This window comes from Pseudomonas sp. yb_9, assembly GCF_043103635.1.
Taxonomy (GTDB): domain Bacteria; phylum Pseudomonadota; class Gammaproteobacteria; order Pseudomonadales; family Pseudomonadaceae; genus Aquipseudomonas; species Aquipseudomonas monteilii.
The window spans coordinates 98,417-118,888 of record NZ_JBICKA010000097.1; the positions used below are offsets into that span (position 1 = coordinate 98,417).

The window sequence follows — 20,472 nt, forward strand, 5'->3', positions numbered from 1 at the left end:
TTGAAACTGCTGATTCTCGACCGTGACGGGGTGATCAACCATGACTCCGACGCCTATATCAAGACGCTGGAAGAGTGGGTACCGATCCCGGGTTCGGTCGAAGCGATCGCGCAGTTGAGCAAGGCGGGCTGGAAGGTGGCCGTGGCCACCAACCAGTCCGGTATTGCCCGTGGCTATTACACGCTGGCAACCCTTCAGGCCATGCACGCGCGCCTGCGCGCGCTGGTGGCCGAGCAGGGCGGCGAGGTGGGCCATATCGTGTATTGCCCGCATGGGCCGGACGAAGGCTGCGGTTGCCGCAAGCCCAAGCCTGGCATGCTGCGGGCTATCGCCGAGCATTACCAGGTCGGCCTTGAGGGCGTCTGGTTTGTTGGCGATAGCAAAGGTGACCTGGAGGCCGCCCTGGCCGTCGGTGCACAACCCGTGTTGGTGAAAACCGGCAAGGGCGAGCGGACCCTGGAAAAAGGTGTCCCGGAAACTACACTGATTTTCGACGATCTGGCAGCTATCGCCAGAGAACTAATTTAAACAGTGCGCTTCTGGCGCACTTTTCTCAGGCGGGCATGCCCCGCAATGGTACAAGCCACTATGTCGATCCTGCAGGCGATCAGAATCTTTCTTTTTTACCTGCTGCTGGGCACCAGTTCGCTGCTGTGGTGCTCGCTGAGCTTTTTCGTCGCGCCGTTCCTGTCGTTCCCCAAGCGCTACAAGTTCATCAACGTATATTGGTGCCGCTGCGCGCTGTTCCTGGTGCGCACCATCCTCGGCATCGACTACAAGATCACGGGTGCCGAGAACGTGCCCAATGAGCCTTGCGTGATCCTGTCGAACCACCAGAGCACCTGGGAAACCTTCTTCCTGTCCCAGTACTTCTCGCCGTTGAGCCAAGTGCTCAAGCGCGAGCTGCTGTATGTGCCGTTCTTCGGCTGGGCCATGGCCATGCTGCGACCGATCGCGATCAACCGCGACAACCCCAAGGAAGCCCTGCGCCAGGTAGCGAGCAAGGGTGACGAGCTGCTCAAGCAGAAGACCTGGGTGCTGATTTTCCCGGAAGGCACCCGCGTGCCCTTCGGCACGGTGGGTAAGTTTTCCCGTGGCGGTACCGCTCTGGCGGTAAATGCCGGGCTGCCGGTGCTTCCGATTGCCCACAACGCGGGCAAGTTCTGGCCAAAGACGGGTTGGGGCAAACGCTCTGGCACCATCGAGGTGGTCATTGGCGAACCCATGTACGCCAACGGCAGCGGGCCACGTGCCATTGCAGAGCTCAACGACCGCGCCGCAGCGTGGAACGAGGCGACTCAGCGGGCCATGGGTTCGCTGCCGCCAGCAGCGGAAAAACCCCAGGAACAGACAGCTTGATTTTCTGTGGATAACTTGTGAGCAGTTTTTCGATCGAATGCTTCAAGTGATCTCTAAGTAATTGAATTAACTGTTTATTTCCACGTATGACATTTTTCTTAAAATCGTGCATAAGTTTTTTCGGGGCATAAAAAAACCGGCTTTTACAGCCGGTTTTTTTATGGCGTGTGGACAGCATCAGACCTTGTCGATATCCACATCCTTGGTTTCTTTGAGGCAGAAGATACCCACCACCAGGCTCACCCCGGTCACCAGAATCGGGTACCACAGCCCGTAGAAAATATCACCGGTGTACACCACCAGCGCGAACGAAACCGTCGGTAGGAAGCCGCCGAACCAGCCGTTGCCAATGTGGTAGGGCAGTGACATCGAGGTGTAGCGGATACGGGTCGGGAACAGTTCGACCATTACCGCCGCCAAGGGGCCGTAGGTCATGGTCGCGATCAGAATCATCGCCACGATCAGCACCACCACCATCACCTGGTTGACCTGCGCCGGGTCGGCCTTGGCTGGGTAGCCCGCCTGCTCGATTGCCGCGCGCATGGCGGTTTCGTCGAAGCCATTGATGGCCTTGTCGCCAATATTCACCACTACATCACTGCCCGCCACGCTTACCGATTTGTACGGCAAGCCCTGCTTGACCAGGAACGTCTTGACCTTGTCGCACGGGCTGTCGAAACGCGCTTTGCCCACCGGGTCGAACTGGAAGGTGCAGCCTTGCGGGTCGGCGGTTACCACGATCGGCGCCTGGCGGCTGGCGGCATCAATCTGCGGGTTGGCGTAGTGGCTCAGAGCCTTGAACAGCGGGAAGTACAACACGGTGGCCAGCAGCAGGCCGAGCATCAGAATCGGCTTGCGACCGATACGGTCGGACAACCAGCCGAAGAACACGAAGAACGGCGCACCAATCACCACACTGATGATCAGCAGGGTGTTGGCCTGTGCCGGGTCCATCTTCAGCATCTGGGTCATGAAGAACAGCACGTAGAACTGTGCCGTGTAGAAGGTCACGGCTTGCCCGGCGTTGATGCTGAACAGAGCGGTAAGTACCACTTTCAGGTTTGGCCAGGAGGTGAACGACTCACGGATCGGCGATTTGCTCACCTTGCCCTGGGCCTTCATTTTCACGAACGCCGGCGATTCGTGCATGCTCATACGAATCCAGGTGGAGATGGCCAGCAGCACGATCGACAGCAGGAACGGCAGGCGCCAGCCCCAGGTTTCGAACTGGTCGCCGCTGATATAGCGGCTGCCCAGTACCACCAGCAGCGACAGCAGCAGCCCAAGGGTGGCGGTGGACTGGATGAAACCGGTGTGGAAGCCACGCTTGCCAGGCGGTGCGTGTTCAGCCACATAAGTGGCAGCACCGCCGTACTCACCGCCCAGTGCCAGCCCCTGCAACATCCGCAAAATCACCAGGATGATCGGTGCTGCGATGCCGATGCTGGCATAGGTGGGCAACAGCCCCACTGCGAAGGTGGACAGGCCCATCAGCACGATGGTGACCAAAAAGGTGTACTTGCGCCCGATCATATCGCCCAGGCGGCCGAACACCAGCGCACCGAAGGGCCGCACCAGAAAACCGGCGGCGAAGGCCATAAGGGCGAAGATGAAGGCAGTGGTGTCGTTCACACCCGCAAAAAACTGCTTGCTGATGACCGCTGCCAACGCGCCATAGAGAAAAAAGTCATACCACTCGAAAACTGTCCCGAGGGATGACGCGAAAATGATCTTGCGTTCTTCACGGCGGCTGGAGCTGCTGGCCGCCGCACCCTGCTCTTGGATGTAATCCGACATCGTTGCTGTCCTCGGCCCGCAGGCCACAGTGATTATTCTTGTTGTTCCACTGTCGGCAGCCTCTGACCGCAAGCCGCCGGTACTGCACGCACCCGGTCAGGGCGTCGGTAAGGCGTCTTCATTCAGATAGGTTTGGGTCGCAGCTCCTTTGAGAATCAGTTGCGCCGCCTTTTCGGCGATCATGAGGGTGGGTGAGCAGGTATTGCCCGAAGTGATCTGCGGCATGATCGAGGCATCCGCTACGCGCAGGCCGGGGATGCCGTGTACGCGCAGCTGGTTATCCACAACGTCCAGGGCGCCGGTGCCCATGCGGCAGGTACCGACCGGGTGGAAGATGGTGGTGCCGATTTTGCCGGCGGCCTCGAACAGTTCTTCCTCGGTTTGCAGGGCCGGGCCCGGCAGGTATTCCTTGGGCTCGAACGCCGCGAGGGCAGGGGCCTGGACGATGCGCCGGGTAAGACGAATGGCTTCGGCAGCGACGCGCAGGTCTTGTGGGTCACTGAGGTAATTGGGGTCGATCAGCGGCGTGCTGTTCATGTCGGTGCTGCGGATATCGATACGCCCGCGGCTGGCCGGGCGCAAGTTACACACCGAAGCGGTGAACGCCGGGAACGGATGCAACGGCTCGCCGAAGCGCTCCAGTGACAGCGGCTGCACGTGGTACTGCAGGTTGGCAGTGGCCTGATCCGGACTTGAACGCACAAATGCACCCAATTGACTCGGCGCCATGGCCAGCGGGCCACTGCGGTCATAGAGATAACGCAGGCCCATTCCCATCTTGCCCAACAGGCTGTTGGCCATCTGGTTCAAGGTGCGGGTGTTGCGGATCTGGTAGATCAGGCGCAGTTGCAGGTGGTCCTGAAGGTTGCCGCCAACGCCCGGCATGTCGTGGCGAACGCCGATACCCAGGCTTTCCAGCAGCTGTCGCGGGCCGATGCCGGAGCGCTGCAGAATGCCTGGTGAACCAACGGCGCCGGCGCAAAGGATAATCTCGCGGCGCGCCGCAAACTCGTGCCAAGCGCCTTGCCAAAATGCTTTCACCGCCCGCGCCCGGGTATTGTTGAGCAGTACCTGATCAACCTGAACGCCGGTCAGCACGGTGAGGTTGGCGCGGTCCTTGATCGGTCGCAGGAAGGCTTTGGAAGCATTCCAGCGCACGCCGCTGCGCTGGTTGACCTGAAAGTATCCACAGCCTTGGTTGTCGCCGGTATTGAAGTCATCGACCTTGCCGACGCCGCTTTGCTCGGCGGCATCGCGGAAAGCATCGAGAATCGGCCAGCTGTAGCGCTGGCGTTCGACCCGCCATTCGCCATCACCGCCGTGGTGCTCGCTGGCGCCGGCAAAGTGGTTCTCGCTGGCCTTGAACAGCGGCAATACATCTTTCCAGGCCCAACCGTCGTTACCTTGCTCGGCCCAAGCATCATAGTCGGCCGCCTGGCCGCGCATGTAGATCATGCCGTTGATCGAGGAGCAGCCACCAAGCACCTTGCCGCGCGGGTAGCCCAGTGCGCGACCGCCAAGACCAGCCTGGGCCTCGGTCTTGAAACACCAGTCCGTGCGCGGGTTGCCTATGCAGTAGAGATAACCCACGGGAATGTGGATCCAGGGATAGTTATCGCGGCCACCCGCTTCCAGCAGCAAGACGCGGCAGGAAGGGTCGGCGGACAAACGATTGGCCAGCAGGCAACCGGCGGGACCGGCCCCTACGACCACGTAGTCGAAGACAGAATCGGCTGATGGCATGTGCAACCTCGGGCCTGTTTTTTATTCTTGTCCCGATCCATCTTAGTGAGTAATTTCGTGGAGGAAACACGAGATTTCGCGCAGCCGCTGTGCGTTTTAGCACAGTGGTAAGCCTGTACTGGCCTCTTCGCGGGCACGCCCGCTCCCACAGGGATCGCGTTACCTTGGGAGCGGGCGTGCCCGCGAAGAGGCCGGAACGAACTGCCAAAAAGGACAAGCATGTTCGACTGGAACGATCTGCGGTTTTTCCTCGAGTTGCAGCGCAGCGGCCGCCTACTCACTGCCGCCAAGCGCCTCAACACCACCCACAGCACCGTGGCTCGGCACATCGAGAATATCGAGCAAAGCCTGGGTACCGCACTGTTTGTACAACATGCCCAAGGTTATGAGCTGACCCCTTCAGGCCAGGCCCTGCTCAAGCACGCCGAGGCCATGGAAAATGTCGCGCTGCTGGCGCAGGAAGAAATCACCCAGGCCATCACTCCGTTGGGCAAGATTCGCCTGGGGGTGACCGAAGGCATCGGCATCATGTTCTTCACCCCGCGCATGAACGCACTGTTCGAGCGTTACCCCGGCCTGGAAGTGGAGCTGGTCGCCGTACCGCGTTTCGTCAGCATCCTCAATCGCGAGGCAGAAATCAGCATCCACCTGGAACGGCCCAATGCCGACCTACTGATTACCCGCAAACTCACCGATTACCGCCTGGCCCTGTACGCCAGCCAGGACTACCTGGACCGCGCGCCGCCCCTGCGCAACCGCGAAGACCTGGCCAGGCACAGCTGGATCGGCTACGTAGACGACCTGCTGTTCAGCCAGGAACTGCTGTTTCTGAACAGTTTCTGCCGGGCGCCGAATGTGGTGTTTCGCAGTACCAGCGTCATCGCCCAACAGGCCGCTGCCCGTGCCGGCCTGGGCATCGCCGTGCTGCCCAACTACATGGCTCGCCACGACCCGACACTGGTGCGCGTGCTGCCGGGCGAAACCATCCAGCGCAGCTACTGGATCTGCACCCGGCGCGAGTTGCACAAGTCGGTGCGCCTGCGGGTGGTGTGGGACTACCTGCTGGCGCTATGCGCGGCAGAACAGCACGAGCTGCTAGCCCAATAGTGCCTTGCCGGCCAGCAGCAAGGCCGCCACCCAACCAGCCGCTGCAAACATCTGCTGCAAACGCGGCCCGGCCAGCCTGGCCGTCAATGGCCGTGCCAGCAGCAAACCAAGCACCGCGCCGGCAGCGAACGGGGCGCCTACCTGCCAATGCATGACCCCCGCCAGGCTGGCGCTGACCACACTTCCGGTGGATACCAAGGCGATTACTGCCAACGAAGTGGAAACGATGCTGGCCATGCGCAGGTTGGTATAGCGGTTCAACGCAGGGATGATGACGAAGCCACCACCCACACCCAACAGGCCGGACAGTAACCCGGACAACGCCCCGGTAAATGCCAGGGCACGCGCGCAGGGAAGGGTCCAGCGCAAACGGCCCTGCAAAGGGTTCAACACACAGGGTTCGATGTAGCGATGGGCGTCATTGGCCTCACCGCGCAGCTCCTTGGCAGCCTTGCGCCAGATACGCAGGCAGGCATACACCAACACACCCGCGAACACCAACTGCAAGGGTGTGTTCGGCAAGCGGTGCGCAAGCATCAGCCCGAACGGCGCGGCAACCACACCCACCATCGCAATGAACAGCGCCGCCCGATAACGCACCAGCCCCTGTCGTAGCCCCAGCACCGCGCCAACCGCTGCAGCCAGGCCTACGGCCAGCAGGCCGACCGGAGCCGCCTCGACCATCGACAGCCCCAGCCCGAACACCAACAAAGGCACTGCGAGAATGCCACCGCCTGCGCCGGTCAATGCCAGGACCGCGCCGATGATCGCGCCCAGGCCCGCCCCCAACAATTGATGCTCGATCACTTCCCACCCTCGGCACCCAACGGCTGCGGCCGAGCCAGCCACTCGCGGCCCTTCAGCATGCCTTGCCAGTACAACGGTGGCAGCGCTTGCGCCTTCAGCAACCAGGCCAGGCGCGTTGGTTTGCGGCCATCCAGCAACCAGCTGGGGAAGCTCGGTGCCAGCTTGCCGCCATAGGTGAACTCGGCCAGGACGATTTTGCCGCGCTCTACAGTCAGCGGGCACGAACCATAGCCGTCGTACTGGGCGAGGGTAGGCAACCTGCCCAATGCCACCAACACGTTGTTGGCCACGACCGGCGCCTGCTTACGGGCAGCCGCAGCAGTCTTGGCATTGCTGGTGTTGGCCACATCACCCAGGGCATGGATGTTGATGTATTTGCGGTGGCGCAGGGTATGCGGGTCGACATCGACCCAGCCAGCGTTATCGGCCAACGGGCTTTCACGAATGAAGGCCGGCGCCACCTGGGGAGGGACCACATGGAGCATGTCAAAAGCCTCGATGTGCGTTTCGCTGCTGCCGTCGGGCAGGGTGCACACGAAGGTGGCGCGCTTGTTCGGACCATCCACGGCCACCAGTCGGTGGGAGAAATGGAGGTCCACGGCGTATTTGTCTATGTACTTCATCAGCGCAGGCACATAGTCCGCCACACCGAACAACACAGCGCCAGCATTGAAGAAGCTGGCTTTCACGGCCCCCAGATGGCCGTGGCGTAACCAGTGGTCGCAAGACAGGTACAAAGCCTTCTGCGGCGCGCCCGCACATTTGATCGGCATGGGCGGCTGGCTGAATATGGCCCGGCCTTGCTTGAGCTTGTGCACCAGCTCCCAGGTATAGGGCGCCAGGTCGTAGCGGTAGTTGGAGGTGACACCGTTGCGGCCCAGGGTTTCGCTGAGCCCATCAATGGCCGCCCAGTCCAGCGTAAGGCCGGGACAGACTACCAGCTGTTCATAGCTGATGGCGCGACCGTCCTCGAGGACGACCAACTGGCCCAGCGGATCGAAAGCCTGCACCCGCGCCTTGACCCAGCGTACCCCGCGCGGAATGGTCGAGGCCATGGTGCGGGCAGTGCTCGGTGCCTTGAACACACCGGCACCGACCATGGTCCAGCCGGGTTGGTAGTAATGCACTTCGGCGGGGTCGATCACGGCAACGTCCAGCGACGGGTCACGGCTGATCAGGCTGGCAGCGGTAGCGATACCGGCGGCACCGGCACCGACGATGACCACTTTGTGATGGTCGGTATTGGCAGGGGACAACAAGGCAGGCATGGCGGTAAATCCTGGAAATCTGATTATGGGGCAGGGCGGTTACAGCGTGTTCAGCGGAATCTTCAGGTAGCTCACGCCGTTCTCCTCCGGCGCGGGGAAATGGCCGCTGCGCATGTTCACCTGCACCGAAGGCAGGATCAGCACCGGCATGTCGAGGGTCTTGTCGCGCGCTTCACGCATGGCGACAAAACTGTCTTCGTCGATGCCCTGATGAATGTGGATGTTGCTGGCACGCTGTTCGGCCACGGTAGTGACATACTGCATGTCGCGGCCACCCGGTAGGTAGTCGTGGCACATGAACAGCCGTGTCTGGTCGGGGAACGCCAGCAGACGACGGATCGAGCGGTAGAGGGTGCGGGCATCAGCCCCCGGGAAGTCGCAACGGGCGGTGCCGTAGTCGGGCATGAACAGGGTATCGCCGACGAACACCGCAATTTCACCCGCGTCTTCGATCATGAAACTCATGCACGCCGGCGTGTGCCCTGGGGTGTGCAGTGCACGGGCATGCAGGTTGCCAATACGGAAACCTTCCTCGTCTACCAACAGTACATCGAACTGGCTGCCATCCCGCGCAAAGCCAGGCTCAGCGTTGAACAGCGCACCGAACACTTTCTGCACCTGGGTGATGTGAGCACCGATAGCGGTGTGGCCACCCAGCTTTTCCTTCAGGTAGGCAGCCGCCGAGAGATGGTCGGCGTGCACATGGGTTTCCAGCACCCACTGAACGTCAGCGCCAAGCGCCTTCACCCGGTCGATCAACTGGTCCGCCGAGACGGTACAGGTACGCCCTGACTTGGGATCATAGTCGAGGACACTGTCGATCAATGCACACTTGCGCGTTTCGCCATCCATGACCAGGTAGCTAATGGTTGAGGTCGCCTTGTCGAAGAAGGCTTCCACGTGAAGGTTGTTGCCGATGATCATCACGTTCTCCAGATTATCCACCGCGCCTTGTACAGGCGTAGGCAGTGAAAGGAGGTTTATCAAGATGCATGCCAGGCTTTTTACTGCGTATGGGCCAATGAAATCGGCCAGGTACCGATAACTGACAGCAATACTGACAACCCATATGGCAGTCGACTGACAGCCAATGGCAGTGTTTGGCAGTCCTTGTTACCCTGCGCCGGTAATCCATACGGTGTCGTCATGCCCCAAACCCATCCCCTCATCCTAGCGCTGGTTTCCTACCTTGAGCACGATGCCCTGCCGACCATCGTGCTGGACACCGACTACAACATCCTGGCCGCCAACGCCGCCTATCGCCGCCAGTTCGGTCACCACGAGCAGGCCCCGCTGGGCGAAAAATGCCACAAGGTATCGCACCACTACGCCGTGCCCTGCGACCAGGCCGGCGAGCATTGCCCGATGCGCAAAGCCTGGGACAGCAAGGTGCCGGAGCGGGTATTGCACATTCATCACACACCACGTGGCCCCGAGCATGTCGATGTCGAACTGCGCCCGATCCTGGATGAGCAGGGTAGGGTGGTGGCCTTTGTCGAGCGCCTGACCACCATCGCCCTCGCATCGGCTCAGCCTCAGGAACAAGGCCTGGTCGGCCGGGCACCCGCATTCAAAGTTGCCTTGTCCAGCCTGCAGCGCGCAGCGCCGGCGCAGATCCCGGTTTTATTGCAGGGTGAGTCAGGTACCGGTAAAGAGCTGTTCGCGCGCGCGCTACACATGGGCAGCCCCAGAGCCAACGGCCCATTGGTGGTGGTCGATTGCACCGGCTTGACCGAGTCGTTGTTCGAGAGTGAGTTGTTCGGCTATGAGAAGGGCGCATTCACCGGCGCCAATCAGCGCAAGATCGGCCTGGCTGAGGCCGCGCATGGCGGTACCCTGTTCCTCGATGAAATCGGCGAAGTACCGTTAGCGATGCAAGTGAAACTGTTACGCCTTATCGAGTCCGGCAGCTTCCGTCCGGTGGGCAGCCTGCGCACGGTGCACTCGGACTTCCGCCTGGTTTCTGCCACACACAAACCGCTCAAGCAAATGGTCGCGCAGGGCACCTTCCGTGAAGACCTGTATTACCGCATCAGCGGTTTCCCCATTCGCCTGCCTGCGCTGCGCGAGCGGGTTGAAGATCTGCCGCTGCTCGCGCAAAGCCTGTTACAGCGAATGGCTGGCAAGCCTACGCCCAGCCTGAGTAAGGATGCCTTGCAGCAGCTTGGGTTACATCCATTTCCGGGCAACATCCGCGAGTTGCGTAACATTCTGGAGCGCGCCCGTTTGTTTGCCGATGACGGGCTTATTCGGCCGGAGCATTTGCCGGAAGATATCGGGCCTACCCAGGTGGTCAAGGGACAAGGCCGTCGCAATGGCTTGGGTGAACTTGCGCAGGCGCTTGAGCAGTTCAAAGGCTCACGCAGCGAATTGGCCAGTCATCTTGGCATGAGCGAACGCACGCTCTATCGCCGTTTGAAGGCGCTCGGGCTGAATTGAAAGGGCGGCAGACTTTACCGGACCTTTACCTGCGCCCTGACATTAAACGTAAAAAATCGTGGTCTGATCAGTTAACCGAACCTGGCAGTCAGCACTGGCCAGGCGATAACAGGCAGAGGACCGTCTCAAATGAAGAAAACCCTAAGCGTGATCTGCGCCGCGCTCATGCTCAGCGCACCGTTGGCCAGCTTCGCACAACCGGGCCCACCCGACCGGCACGATGATGGCCCATCGCACCAAGGCAACCCGCCGCATGGCCAGCCAAAGCAGCAAGGCCGCCATGACAACGGCCGTGCACCCGATTACCGCAACCCCAACTTCCGCCCGCAACCAGGCATGCCGGTGCCTCACCAGCAGTGGCAACGAGGGCATGTGGTTGACCCCCACTACCGTGGCGACCGCTACTGGGTGACTGACTGGAAAGCACGCCACTTGTATGCGCCACCGCGTGACCATCGCTGGTTGTATGTAAATGGCGACTACGTGCTGGTGGCTATTGCCAGTGGGGTGATCGTTAACATTCTCAGCGGTTACTGATTTTCAGGCACTAAAAAGCCCGCATCAGCGGGCTTTTTAGTGCCTGGCGGATCACACCTGATCAGAAGTCCAGGTTCGACACCGACAGCGCGTTGCTTTCGATGAAGTCACGGCGCGGCTCGACCGCATCACCCATCAGGGTGTTGAAGATCTGGTCAGCTGCGATCGCATCCTCGATGGTGACCTTGAGCATACGGCGGACGGTCGGGTCCATGGTAGTTTCCCACAGCTGCTCAGGGTTCATCTCACCCAGCCCTTTGTAGCGCTGGATGGTGTGGCGCTTGGTGGTTTCGTTCATCAGCCAGTCCAGGCCTTCCTTGAACTCGACGATTGCCTTACGGCGCTCACCGCGCTGAACGTAAGCACCTTCGCCCAACAAGCTGGACAGCTTGGCACCAATGTTGACTACGGTACGGTAGTCATTGCTGCCGAAGAAGTCCCGGTTGAAGGTGACATAGCTGGCCAGGCCGTGGGAGGTAACTTCCACTTCCGGCAACCATACGTTGCGCTCTTTGTCTTCGCGCAGGCTGGCTTTGTAAACCAGGCCGGACTTCTGGCTGTTGCTCAGGCGCTCTTGGAACTTGGCCAGCCAGGCTTGCATCAGAGCGTGGTCACCCAACTGCTCCACAGCCACTTCCGGCAGGTAGATGAAGTGCTCGGTGATATCTTCCGGATACAAGCGCGACAGGCGCTTGAGTGTTTTCATCACGCCGCGGAATTCATTCACCAGGCTTTCCAGCTGCACACCGGAAACCGCTGGCGCCGACTCGTCCAGGTGCAGGCTGGCATCTTCCAGGGCCGACTGGGTCATGTACTCTTCCATGGCCTCGTCGTCCTTGATGTACTGCTCCTGCTTGCCTTTCTTCACCTTGTACAGTGGTGGCTGGGCAATGTAGATGTAGCCGCGCTCGACCAGCTCCGGCAGCTGACGGAAGAAGAAGGTCAGCAGCAGAGTGCGGATGTGCGAACCGTCAACGTCAGCATCGGTCATGATGATGATGTTGTGATAACGCAGCTTGTCGATGTTGTACTCCTCGCGGCCGATACCGCAGCCCAGTGCGGTGATCAGCGTGCCCACTTCCTGGGACGAGATCATCTTGTCGAAGCGGGCTTTCTCAACGTTGAGGATTTTACCCTTCAGCGGCAAGATCGCCTGGGTACGACGGTTACGGCCTTGCTTGGCCGAGCCACCGGCGGAGTCACCCTCCACCAGGTACAGTTCGGAAAGGGCAGGGTCCTTCTCCTGGCAGTCCGCCAGCTTGCCTGGCAGGCCGGCGATGTCCAGCGCACCTTTGCGGCGAGTCATCTCACGGGCTTTACGTGCTGCTTCACGGGCACGGGCGGCGTCGATCATCTTGCCAACGACAGCCTTGGCCTCGTTCGGGTTCTCCAGCAGGAAGTCGGCGAAGTACTTGTTCATCTCCTGTTCCACGGCGGTTTTCACCTCCGAGGAGACCAGCTTGTCTTTGGTCTGCGAGCTGAACTTGGGGTCCGGCACCTTCACCGAGATGATTGCGGTCAGGCCTTCACGGGCATCATCGCCAGTGGTTGCCACCTTGTTCTTCTTGGCCAGGCCCTCCTGCTCGATGTAGCTATTCAGGCTACGGGTCAGCGAGGAACGGAAGCCCACCAGGTGAGTGCCGCCGTCACGCTGCGGAATGTTGTTGGTGAAGCACAGCAGGTTTTCGTTGAAGCTGTCGTTCCATTGCAGAGCAACTTCAACACCCACACCATCGTCACGCTGGACGTTGAAGTGGAACACCTGGGAGTTGACCGGAGTCTTGTTGGTGTTCAGGTACTCGACGAATGCGCGCAGGCCGCCTTCATACTTGAAGAACTCTTCCTTACCGCTGCGCTCATCCTTCAGCAGAATGCCAACGCCCGAATTGAGGAACGACAATTCGCGAATACGCTTGGCCAGGATGTCCCAGCTGAAGTGAATGTTCTTGAAGGTTTCAGCTGAAGGCTTGAAGTGGATGTGGGTACCGGTGGTTTCACTGTCACCGACAACCGCCATAGGCGCTTGAGGAACACCGTGAACGTAAGTCTGTTCCCAGATTTTTCCGCTACGGCGAACGGTCAGCACCAGCTTCTCGGACAGCGCGTTCACGACCGAAACCCCTACGCCGTGCAGGCCGCCGGATACCTTGTAGGAGTTATCGTCGAACTTACCGCCGGCGTGCAGCACAGTCATGATGACCTCGGCTGCGGAAACGCCTTCTTCTTTATGCACGTCGACCGGAATGCCGCGACCGTTGTCGCGCACACTGATGGATTCGTCCGGATGGATAATGACAGTGATGTCATCGCAGTGACCGGCGAGGGCTTCGTCGATGGAGTTGTCGACCACCTCGAAGACCATGTGGTGCAGGCCGCTACCATCATCGGTGTCGCCAATGTACATGCCGGGACGCTTGCGTACGGCATCCAAACCTTTCAGCACCTTGATGCTGGAGGAGTCGTACGTTTGATTTTCGCTCATGCCTTCACTCCCGATGGTCGTGGGTCTGGGTGATACGGCCTTGTTCCACGTGGAACAAAGCAACTGGCGTTTCCGTCTGCCAGCCTTCCCTCAGTAATTCGTGATCTACACAGGTGATGAACACCTGGCAGCGTAATTCTTCAAGCAAGCCGCACAGCGCGCGGCGATGCTGGTCGTCCAGTTCGGACGGCAAGTCATCCACGAGATAAATACAATGACCGCGGCGAGCCTGACTAACGAGGTGGCCCTGGGCAATGCGCAATGCACACACCACCAGCTTTTGCTGACCACGCGACAGGATGTCGGCTGCATTGTTGGCAGCCAGACGAAGACGCAGATCAGCACGCTGCGGACCGGCCTGGGTATGGCCCATCTGCTGATCGCGAAGGAGAGAGGAGGCGAGTACTTCTTGCAGTTCCCGGTCCTTGTCCCAGCCTCGGTAGTAGCTCAGGGTCAACCCGTCCAGCTCGACCAGTTCGCTCAGGGTTCGCTCGAAGACGGGCTTCAAGGCCTTGATGTAGTTGCGACGGTATTCATCTATTTCCGCGCTGGCCAGGCACAGTTCCCGGTCCCAGGCGGCTTGCGAAGCTGGGTCAAGTGTACCATGACGCAACCATGAGTTCCGCTGCCGCAGCGCCTTCTGCAGCCGCTGCCAGGCTGGCAAGAAGCGAGGTTCCACGTGGAACACCCCCCAATCCAGAAACTGGCGACGAATTTTCGGGGCACCTTCCAAAAGGCGGAAACTGTCTGGGTTGATGAGCTGAAGCGGTAACAACTCCGCCAGTTGCGCCGCGCTGCGCGCATTCTGCCCATCGATGCGAATAGTAAACTCCCCCTGGCGCTCCCGGGAGACGCCCAGGTTGCTGGTGCCACCCTCGGTCAACTGCACTTCACCAAACACGGTACAGGCAGCCTGTTCGTACTGGATAACCGGGTTCAGGCGTGTGCTACGGAAAGAGCGCGCCAGCCCCAGCAAATGCACGGCTTCAAGCACGCTGGTCTTGCCGCTGCCGTTGGCGCCATAAAGTATGTTGATACGGGGGGAGGGTGAGAGAGTCACCGGGTGCAAATTGCGCACCGCGGTGACCATGATACGTCGAAGGGACATGTCGCCTGCTATGGGTTACAGGCGCATCGGCATGACAACATAGGAAGAATCGTCATTGCCCGCTTCCTGCAGCAGGGCACTGCTGTTGGAATCCGAGAGGATCAGACGAACTTGCTCAGTAGTCATTACGCCCAGCACGTCGAGCAGGTAGCTGACGTTGAAGCCGATTTCCAGCGAGCTACCTTCGTAGTCCACGCTGATCTCTTCTTCTGCTTCTTCCTGCTCCGGGTTGTTGGCCTGGATTTTCAGTTGGCCAGCAGCCAGTTGCAGGCGAATGCCGCGGTACTTTTCGTTGGAAAGAATCGCGGTACGGCTGAAGGCTTCACGCAAGGCCTGGCGGTCACCGACCACCAGCTTGTCGCCGCCCTTGGGCAGTACGCGCTCATAGTCCGGGAACTTGCCGTCCACCAGCTTGGAGGTGAAAGTGAATTCACCGGTGGTGGCACGGATGTGATGCTGGCCCAGCACGATGCTGACCATGCCTTCCGGGTCCGTGAGCAAACGCGCGAGCTCCAGGATACCTTTGCGTGGCACGATGACCTGATGGCGGTCATCCTGCTCGATCGGCGCGGTCATGGAGCACAACGCCAGCCGGTGACCATCGGTGGACACTGCGCGCAGGGTGTTGCGGGACACCTCCAGCAGCATGCCGTTCAGGTAGTAGCGCACATCCTGCTGGGCCATGGCGAAGCTGGTGCGCTCGATCAGCCGGCGCAGCTTGCTCTGTTCCAGGTTGCAGGTCAGCGAGCCCGGGCCTTCTTCCACCGTCGGGAAGTCATTGGCTGGCAGAGTGGACAGGGTGAAGCGGCTACGGCCGGCCTTGACCAACAGTTTCTGCTCGTCGACCTTGATATCGATCAGGGCGTCGTTTGGCAGGCTTTTGCAGATGTCCATCAGCTTGCGTGCCGGGACAGTGATTTCGCCGGGTTCAGCCGGCTCTTCCAGTTGCACGCGGCCTACCAGTTCGACTTCCAGGTCGGTACCGGTCAACGACAGTTGCTGGCCTTGCACAACCAGCAATACGTTGGACAGGACCGGCAAGGTCTGACGGCGCTCGACGACACCGGCGACCAGTTGCAGGGGTTTCAACAGGGCTTCGCGTTGAATGGTGAAATGCATGGTCTAGTCCCTTGCCTTCAATTAGCTGCGCAGACGGCCATCAGGTCGTCAGCGTCCGCAGCAGGTTCTTGTAGTCCTCGCGGATGTCCGCGTCGGATTCCTTCAGTTCGTTGATCTTGCGGCAGGCGTGCAGCACGGTCGTGTGGTCGCGACCACCAAACATGTCGCCGATTTCCGGCAGGCTGTGGTTAGTCAGCTCCTTTGACAGGGCCATGGCCACCTGGCGTGGACGAGCGACAGAACGTGAACGCCGCTTGGACAACAGATCAGAGATCTTGATCTTGTAGTACTCGGCGACGGTTCGCTGAATGTTGTCCACACTGACCAGTTTGTCCTGCAGTGCCAGCAGGTCTTTCAGCGACTCACGGATCAGCTCGATGGTGATATCACGGCCCATGAAGTGCGAGTGGGCGATCACCCGCTTCAGGGCACCTTCCAGCTCACGCACATTGGAGCGGATGCGCTGGGCAATAAAGAAGGCCGCATCATGCGGCAGCTCGACCTTGGCCTGGTCGGCCTTCTTCATCAGGATGGCCACACGGGTTTCCAGCTCGGGTGGCTCGACGGCCACCGTCAGACCCCAGCCAAAGCGCGACTTCAAGCGCTCTTCCAGGCCTTCGATCTCCTTGGGGTAACGGTCAGAGGTCAGGATTACCTGCTGGCCGCCCTCAAGCAGGGCGTTGAAGGTGTGGAAAAACTCTTCTTGCGAGCGCTCTTTACGGGCAAAGAACTGGATATCGTCGATCAACAACGCATCCACCGAGCGGTAGAAACGTTTGAACTCGTTGATAGCGTTCAGCTGCAGAGCCTTGACCATGTCCGCGACGAAGCGCTCCGAATGCAGGTAGACGACCTTGGCGTTCGGGTTCTTCTTCAGCAGGTGGTTACCCACAGCATGCATAAGGTGGGTTTTACCCAGGCCCACACCGCCATAAAGGAAAAGCGGGTTGTAACCATGCTTGGGGTTGTCCGCGACCTGCCAGGCAGCCGCACGCGCCAACTGGTTCGACTTACCTTCGACGAAGGTTTCGAAGGTGAAGGTACGGTTCAGGTAACTGGTGTGCTTGAGCGCACCTTCAACCTGCACGGTGCGCTGTTCGGCCCGACCACCAACGGCGGGTGCCGCAGCCGTTTCGGCCATGGCATCGAAGCTGTCGCGTGCGGACGGTTCGGCAAGATCCTCGACCAATACCGGCTCGGTCACCGGCACTGCAACAGGTTCGACCGCTGCCACCGGAGCAGGCTTGTGCGCCTGGCCTTGAGCCAGCGAGGCAGCCACGGCCGCACTGACCGGTGCGTTGGGCGCGGCACGCGGAGCCGAGCTGCGACGGCTGCCTATCAACAAGGAAAGGGCAGGCGCAATACCGCTGCCGTTTTCACCTAGCAGCTCGAGCAAGCGACCCAGGTACTTTTCATTGACCCAATCGAGAACGAAACGGTTGGGCGCATAGACGCGCAACTCGTCGCCTTCGGCTTCGACCTGTAGCGGACGGATCCAGGTGTTGAATTGCTGGGCAGGCAGTTCATCGCGCAGAAGCTCCACGCACTGCTGCCAAAGTTCCACTGACACGGATATCCCCTGAGTTTGAAAGCCGGATGAGGCAAAAACAAACCGCCATTGTACCGGTCGGGCGCCCAGTTATCCACATGTGGACACGTTAGGAGCCATGACAAAACAGCCATTTATCGACCAAAACGACCTTTACGCGTTGTGAATAAGGTCTGTGGATAACCGCCCATGAGGGCTATGCACAACCCTGAGGTCAGCCCTGTTGATAACTCATCTGTGGGTAAGTAGCATTTTAATCCACAGCTTGCCCGCACGAATAAAACAGGTGCAGCACCGGTTGAGAACACGGTTGTAAAACGCTGTACATGGCGTGAATTATGGCCTTGAGTAGGTTATCCACAGAAGGTTACCCACATAAGATTTATAAGTTCTTCAGAAAAGCTTTTTATATGTCTCTTCTTTTTTTTCATGTTGTCCCTGATTCGTGTGTCCGATCAAGCACCCCCTGGGGATGAATCGGCAGGCACCGTCCATCCTGTGCTCTATAGGGAAAGACTGGTTGGAAATTGACCTATGGGCTTGCTTTCTCTAGAATCGCCGGTCTCTTAAAAAGGGGGCCATCCCGGCCCGTCGTCGACAAACCAGGTAACACGCCATGAAACGTACTTTCCAACCAAGCACCATCAAGCGCGCCCGCACCCACGGTTTCCGTGCCCGTATGGCTACCAAGAACGGCCGCGCTGTTCTGTCGCGTCGTCGTGCCAAAGGCCGTAAGCGTCTGGCCATTTGATTTTTCGGCACAGGTGGTGAGTCAGGACTTCAGTCGGGAAAAGCGACTGCTTACACCCCGACACTTCAAAGCGGTCTTCGACTCCCCAACCGGCAAGGTTCCAGGGAAAAACCTGCTGATCCTTGCTCGCGAGAACGGCCTTGATCACCCACGGCTCGGCCTGGTGATTGGCAAGAAGAGCGTCAAGCTCGCCGTTCAACGCAATCGCCTCAAGCGCTTGATGCGCGATTCCTTTCGTCTGAACCAGCAAATGCTCGCCGGGCTGGACATCGTGATCGTCGCGCGCAAGGGATTGGGTGAAGTAGAAAACCCGGAATTGCACCAACACTTTGGCAAACTCTGGAAACGTCTGGCGCGCAGCCGGCCAACACCAGCAGTCACCGCCAATTCCGCAGGGGTAGACAGCCAAGATGCGTAAACTGGCCCTCGTTCCGATCCAGTTTTACCGTTATGCCATCAGCCCCCTGATGGCTAATCACTGTCGTTTTTTCCCCAGTTGCTCCTGTTACGCTCAAGAAGCCATTGAAAACCATGGCCTATGGCGTGGTGGGTGGCTAGCCGTTCGTCGCCTGGGGCGTTGTCATCCGTGGAATGACGGCGGTTTCGACCCCGTTCCCCCCGCTCCTTCCTCCCGAACTTCTTCGATAGCCGAGTAATCATGGATATTAAACGCACGATCCTGATCGCCGCGCTGGCAGTCGTGTCCTACGTCATGGTCCTGAAGTGGAACGATGACTACGGCCAGGCTGCCCTGCCGACTCAGAATACTGCTGCCAGCACCGTTGCTCCGGGCCTGCCCGATGGCGTGCCGGCCGGTAACAACGGTGCCAGCGCCGATGTACCGAGCGCCAACGCCGAATCGAGCCCTGCCGAACTGGCACCGGTCGCACTGAGCAAGGACCTGATCCGAGTCAAGACCGACGTCCTGGAACTGGCTATCGATCCGGTCGGTGGTGACATCGTCCAGTTGAACCTGCCGAAGTACCCACGCCGTCAGGACCACCCGAACATTCCATTCCAGTTGTTCGACAATGGTGGTGAGCGTGTTTACCTGGCACAAAGCGGTCTGACCGGCGCCAATGGCCCGGATGCCCGCGCCAGCGGTCGCCCGTTGTATGCCGCCGAGCAGAGGAGCTACCAGCTGGCCGACGGCCAGGAACAACTGGTGGTCGACCTGAAGTTCAGCGACAACGGTGTCAACTACATCAAGCGCTTCAGCTTCAAGCGTGGTGAGTACGACCTGAATGTCACCTACCTGATCGACAACCAGAGTGGCCAGGCCTGGAGCGGCAACATGTTTGCCCAGCTCAAGCGCGACGCCAGCGGCGATCCGTCCTCGAGTACCGCAACCGGCACCGCAACCTACCTGGGTGCTGCTCTGTGGACAGCTTCTGAGCCTTACAAAAAGGTCTCGATGAAGGACATCGACAAAGGTAGTTTGAAAGAAAATGTGTCCGGCGGTTGGGTTGCCTGGCTGCAGCACTACTTCGTGACCGCCTGGATTCCGGCAAAAACGGACAACAACGTTGTCCAGACCCGCAAGGACAGCCAGGGCAACTACATCATCGGCTACACCGGCCCAGTCCTCAGCGTTCCTGCTGGCGGCAAGGTCGAAACCAGCGCCATGCTGTACGCCGGTCCGAAAATCCAGTCCAAGCTGAAAGAGTTGTCCCCAGGTCTGGAACTGACCGTCGACTACGGCTTCCTGTGGTTCATCGCCCAGCCGATCTTCTGGCTGCTGCAACATATCCACAGCCTGCTGGGTAACTGGGGCTGGTCGATCATCGTACTGACCATGCTGATCAAAGGCCTGTTCTTCCCGCTGTCGGCTGCCAGCTACCGTTCGATGGCACGTATGCGTGCTGTTGCGCCGAAGCTCGCCGCACTGAAGGAACGCTTCGGTGACGATCGCCAGAAGATGTCCCAGGCGATGATGGAGCTGTACAAGAAAGAGAAGATCAACCCGCTGGGCGGCTGCCTGCCGATCCTGGTACAAATGCCGGTATTCCTGGCCCTGTACTGGGTACTGCTGGAAAGCGTTGAAATGCGCCAGGCCCCATGGATGCTGTGGATTACCGACCTGTCGATCAAGGATCCGTTCTTCATCCTGCCGATCATCATGGGCGCCACCATGTTCATCCAGCAGCGCCTGAACCCGACCCCACCGGATCCGATGCAGGCCAAGGTGATGAAAATGATGCCGATCATCTTCACCTTCTTCTTCCTGTGGTTCCCGGCTGGTCTGGTGCTGTACTGGGTTGTGAACAACTGCCTGTCGATCACTCAGCAGTGGTACATCACCCGCAGCATCGAGGCAGCCAGCAAAAAAGCTGCTGCTTGACAGGCTACTGCGCTAGCCTGTGAATAAAAAACGCCCCCTAGTGGGGCGTTTTTGCTATCTGTCGT

At 59.6% G+C, this 20,472-nt stretch carries 18 protein-coding genes; 9 read left to right on the plus strand and 9 right to left on the minus strand.

Going from position 1 to position 20,472, the window contains the following annotated elements:
* Together gmhB and ACF8MI_RS24370 are read left to right on the plus strand one after the other, a co-directional pair.
* On the plus strand, positions 1-528 hold the full coding sequence (gene gmhB / locus ACF8MI_RS24365; protein WP_060499865.1) for a D-glycero-beta-D-manno-heptose 1,7-bisphosphate 7-phosphatase: 528 nt from the start codon (positions 1-3) through the stop codon (positions 526-528).
* 45 nt (positions 529-573) lie between these two features.
* Positions 574-1,359, plus strand: coding sequence for a 1-acyl-sn-glycerol-3-phosphate acyltransferase (locus ACF8MI_RS24370; protein WP_019099404.1), 786 nt, complete (start codon positions 574-576; stop codon positions 1,357-1,359).
* A gap of 177 nt (positions 1,360-1,536) precedes the next feature.
* On the opposite strand, the gene ACF8MI_RS24375 is transcribed toward ACF8MI_RS24370, so the two are convergent.
* Together ACF8MI_RS24375 and ACF8MI_RS24380 are read right to left on the minus strand one after the other, a co-directional pair.
* Positions 1,537-3,156, minus strand: coding sequence for an MFS transporter (locus ACF8MI_RS24375; protein ID WP_028699544.1), 1,620 nt, complete (start codon positions 3,154-3,156; stop codon positions 1,537-1,539).
* A gap of 96 nt (positions 3,157-3,252) precedes the next feature.
* Positions 3,253-4,899 (minus strand): GMC family oxidoreductase, encoded by a 1,647-nt coding sequence (locus ACF8MI_RS24380; RefSeq protein WP_060499866.1) that lies wholly within the window; start codon positions 4,897-4,899, stop codon positions 3,253-3,255.
* A gap of 219 nt (positions 4,900-5,118) precedes the next feature.
* Here ACF8MI_RS24380 and ACF8MI_RS24385 point away from each other — a divergent pair, with 219 nt between their 5' ends.
* The gene (locus ACF8MI_RS24385) at positions 5,119-6,006 is read left to right on the plus strand and encodes a LysR family transcriptional regulator (RefSeq protein ID WP_200928916.1); all 888 of its coding nucleotides are present in this window, start codon (positions 5,119-5,121) and stop codon (positions 6,004-6,006) included.
* Here the strand turns inward: ACF8MI_RS24385 and ACF8MI_RS24390 are convergent.
* Genes ACF8MI_RS24390 through ACF8MI_RS24400 form a run of 3 tightly spaced genes read right to left on the minus strand, consistent with a single transcriptional unit; the run spans position 5,995 to position 9,005 of the window.
* A complete protein-coding gene (locus tag ACF8MI_RS24390) occupies positions 5,995-6,813 on the minus strand; it encodes a sulfite exporter TauE/SafE family protein (RefSeq protein ID WP_060499868.1) in 819 nt (272 codons plus the stop codon). The genes ACF8MI_RS24385 and ACF8MI_RS24390 overlap by 12 nt on opposite strands.
* A complete protein-coding gene (locus ACF8MI_RS24395; protein WP_164523992.1) occupies positions 6,810-8,081 on the minus strand; it encodes an FAD/NAD(P)-binding oxidoreductase in 1,272 nt (423 codons plus the stop codon). Before ACF8MI_RS24395 ends, ACF8MI_RS24390 begins: the two co-directional genes overlap by 4 nt.
* A gap of 39 nt (positions 8,082-8,120) precedes the next feature.
* Positions 8,121-9,005, minus strand: a complete 885-nt coding sequence (locus tag ACF8MI_RS24400; protein WP_060499870.1) for an MBL fold metallo-hydrolase — start codon at positions 9,003-9,005, stop codon at positions 8,121-8,123.
* Between the two features lie 222 nt (positions 9,006-9,227).
* Between ACF8MI_RS24400 and ACF8MI_RS24405 the strand changes: the two genes are divergently transcribed.
* Positions 9,228-10,520, plus strand: coding sequence for a sigma-54-dependent Fis family transcriptional regulator (locus ACF8MI_RS24405; protein WP_060499871.1), 1,293 nt, complete (start codon positions 9,228-9,230; stop codon positions 10,518-10,520).
* 129 nt (positions 10,521-10,649) lie between these two features.
* On the plus strand, positions 10,650-11,057 hold the full coding sequence (locus tag ACF8MI_RS24410) for an RcnB family protein (RefSeq protein ID WP_060499872.1): 408 nt from the start codon (positions 10,650-10,652) through the stop codon (positions 11,055-11,057).
* A gap of 61 nt (positions 11,058-11,118) precedes the next feature.
* Here the strand turns inward: ACF8MI_RS24410 and gyrB are convergent, their stop codons facing one another.
* The 4 genes from gyrB to dnaA are packed head-to-tail and all read right to left on the minus strand — an operon-like array spanning position 11,119 to position 17,336.
* Positions 11,119-13,539: a DNA topoisomerase (ATP-hydrolyzing) subunit B gene (gene gyrB / locus ACF8MI_RS24415; protein WP_060499730.1), complete on the minus strand. Its 2,421-nt coding sequence runs from the start codon at positions 13,537-13,539 to the stop codon at positions 11,119-11,121.
* Between the two features lie 4 nt (positions 13,540-13,543).
* The gene (recF, locus tag ACF8MI_RS24420) at positions 13,544-14,647 is read right to left on the minus strand and encodes a DNA replication/repair protein RecF (protein ID WP_200928915.1); all 1,104 of its coding nucleotides are present in this window, start codon (positions 14,645-14,647) and stop codon (positions 13,544-13,546) included.
* Between the two features lie 15 nt (positions 14,648-14,662).
* The gene (gene dnaN, locus ACF8MI_RS24425) at positions 14,663-15,766 is read right to left on the minus strand and encodes a DNA polymerase III subunit beta (RefSeq protein ID WP_016712777.1); all 1,104 of its coding nucleotides are present in this window, start codon (positions 15,764-15,766) and stop codon (positions 14,663-14,665) included.
* 40 nt (positions 15,767-15,806) lie between these two features.
* Positions 15,807-17,336 carry a chromosomal replication initiator protein DnaA gene (dnaA, locus tag ACF8MI_RS24430; protein WP_060499728.1) on the minus strand — a complete coding sequence of 510 codons (1,530 nt, stop codon included), beginning with the start codon at positions 17,334-17,336 and terminating at the stop codon, positions 15,807-15,809.
* A gap of 595 nt (positions 17,337-17,931) precedes the next feature.
* On the opposite strand from dnaA, the gene rpmH reads away from it, so the two are divergent.
* The 4 genes from rpmH to yidC are packed head-to-tail and all read left to right on the plus strand — an operon-like array spanning position 17,932 to position 20,407.
* A complete protein-coding gene (gene rpmH / locus ACF8MI_RS24435; RefSeq protein ID WP_003253163.1) occupies positions 17,932-18,066 on the plus strand; it encodes a 50S ribosomal protein L34 in 135 nt (44 codons plus the stop codon).
* Positions 18,067-18,079: 13 nt separating this feature from the next.
* Positions 18,080-18,484 carry a ribonuclease P protein component gene (gene rnpA / locus ACF8MI_RS24440; RefSeq protein ID WP_016712775.1) on the plus strand — a complete coding sequence of 135 codons (405 nt, stop codon included), beginning with the start codon at positions 18,080-18,082 and terminating at the stop codon, positions 18,482-18,484.
* Positions 18,477-18,722 carry a membrane protein insertion efficiency factor YidD gene (yidD, locus tag ACF8MI_RS24445; RefSeq protein WP_082426416.1) on the plus strand — a complete coding sequence of 82 codons (246 nt, stop codon included), beginning with the start codon at positions 18,477-18,479 and terminating at the stop codon, positions 18,720-18,722. Before rnpA ends, yidD begins: the two co-directional genes overlap by 8 nt.
* Before the next feature lie 2 nt (positions 18,723-18,724).
* Positions 18,725-20,407, plus strand: a complete 1,683-nt coding sequence (gene yidC / locus ACF8MI_RS24450) for a membrane protein insertase YidC (RefSeq protein ID WP_060499726.1) — start codon at positions 18,725-18,727, stop codon at positions 20,405-20,407.
* Positions 20,408-20,472: the final 65 nt, after the last annotated feature.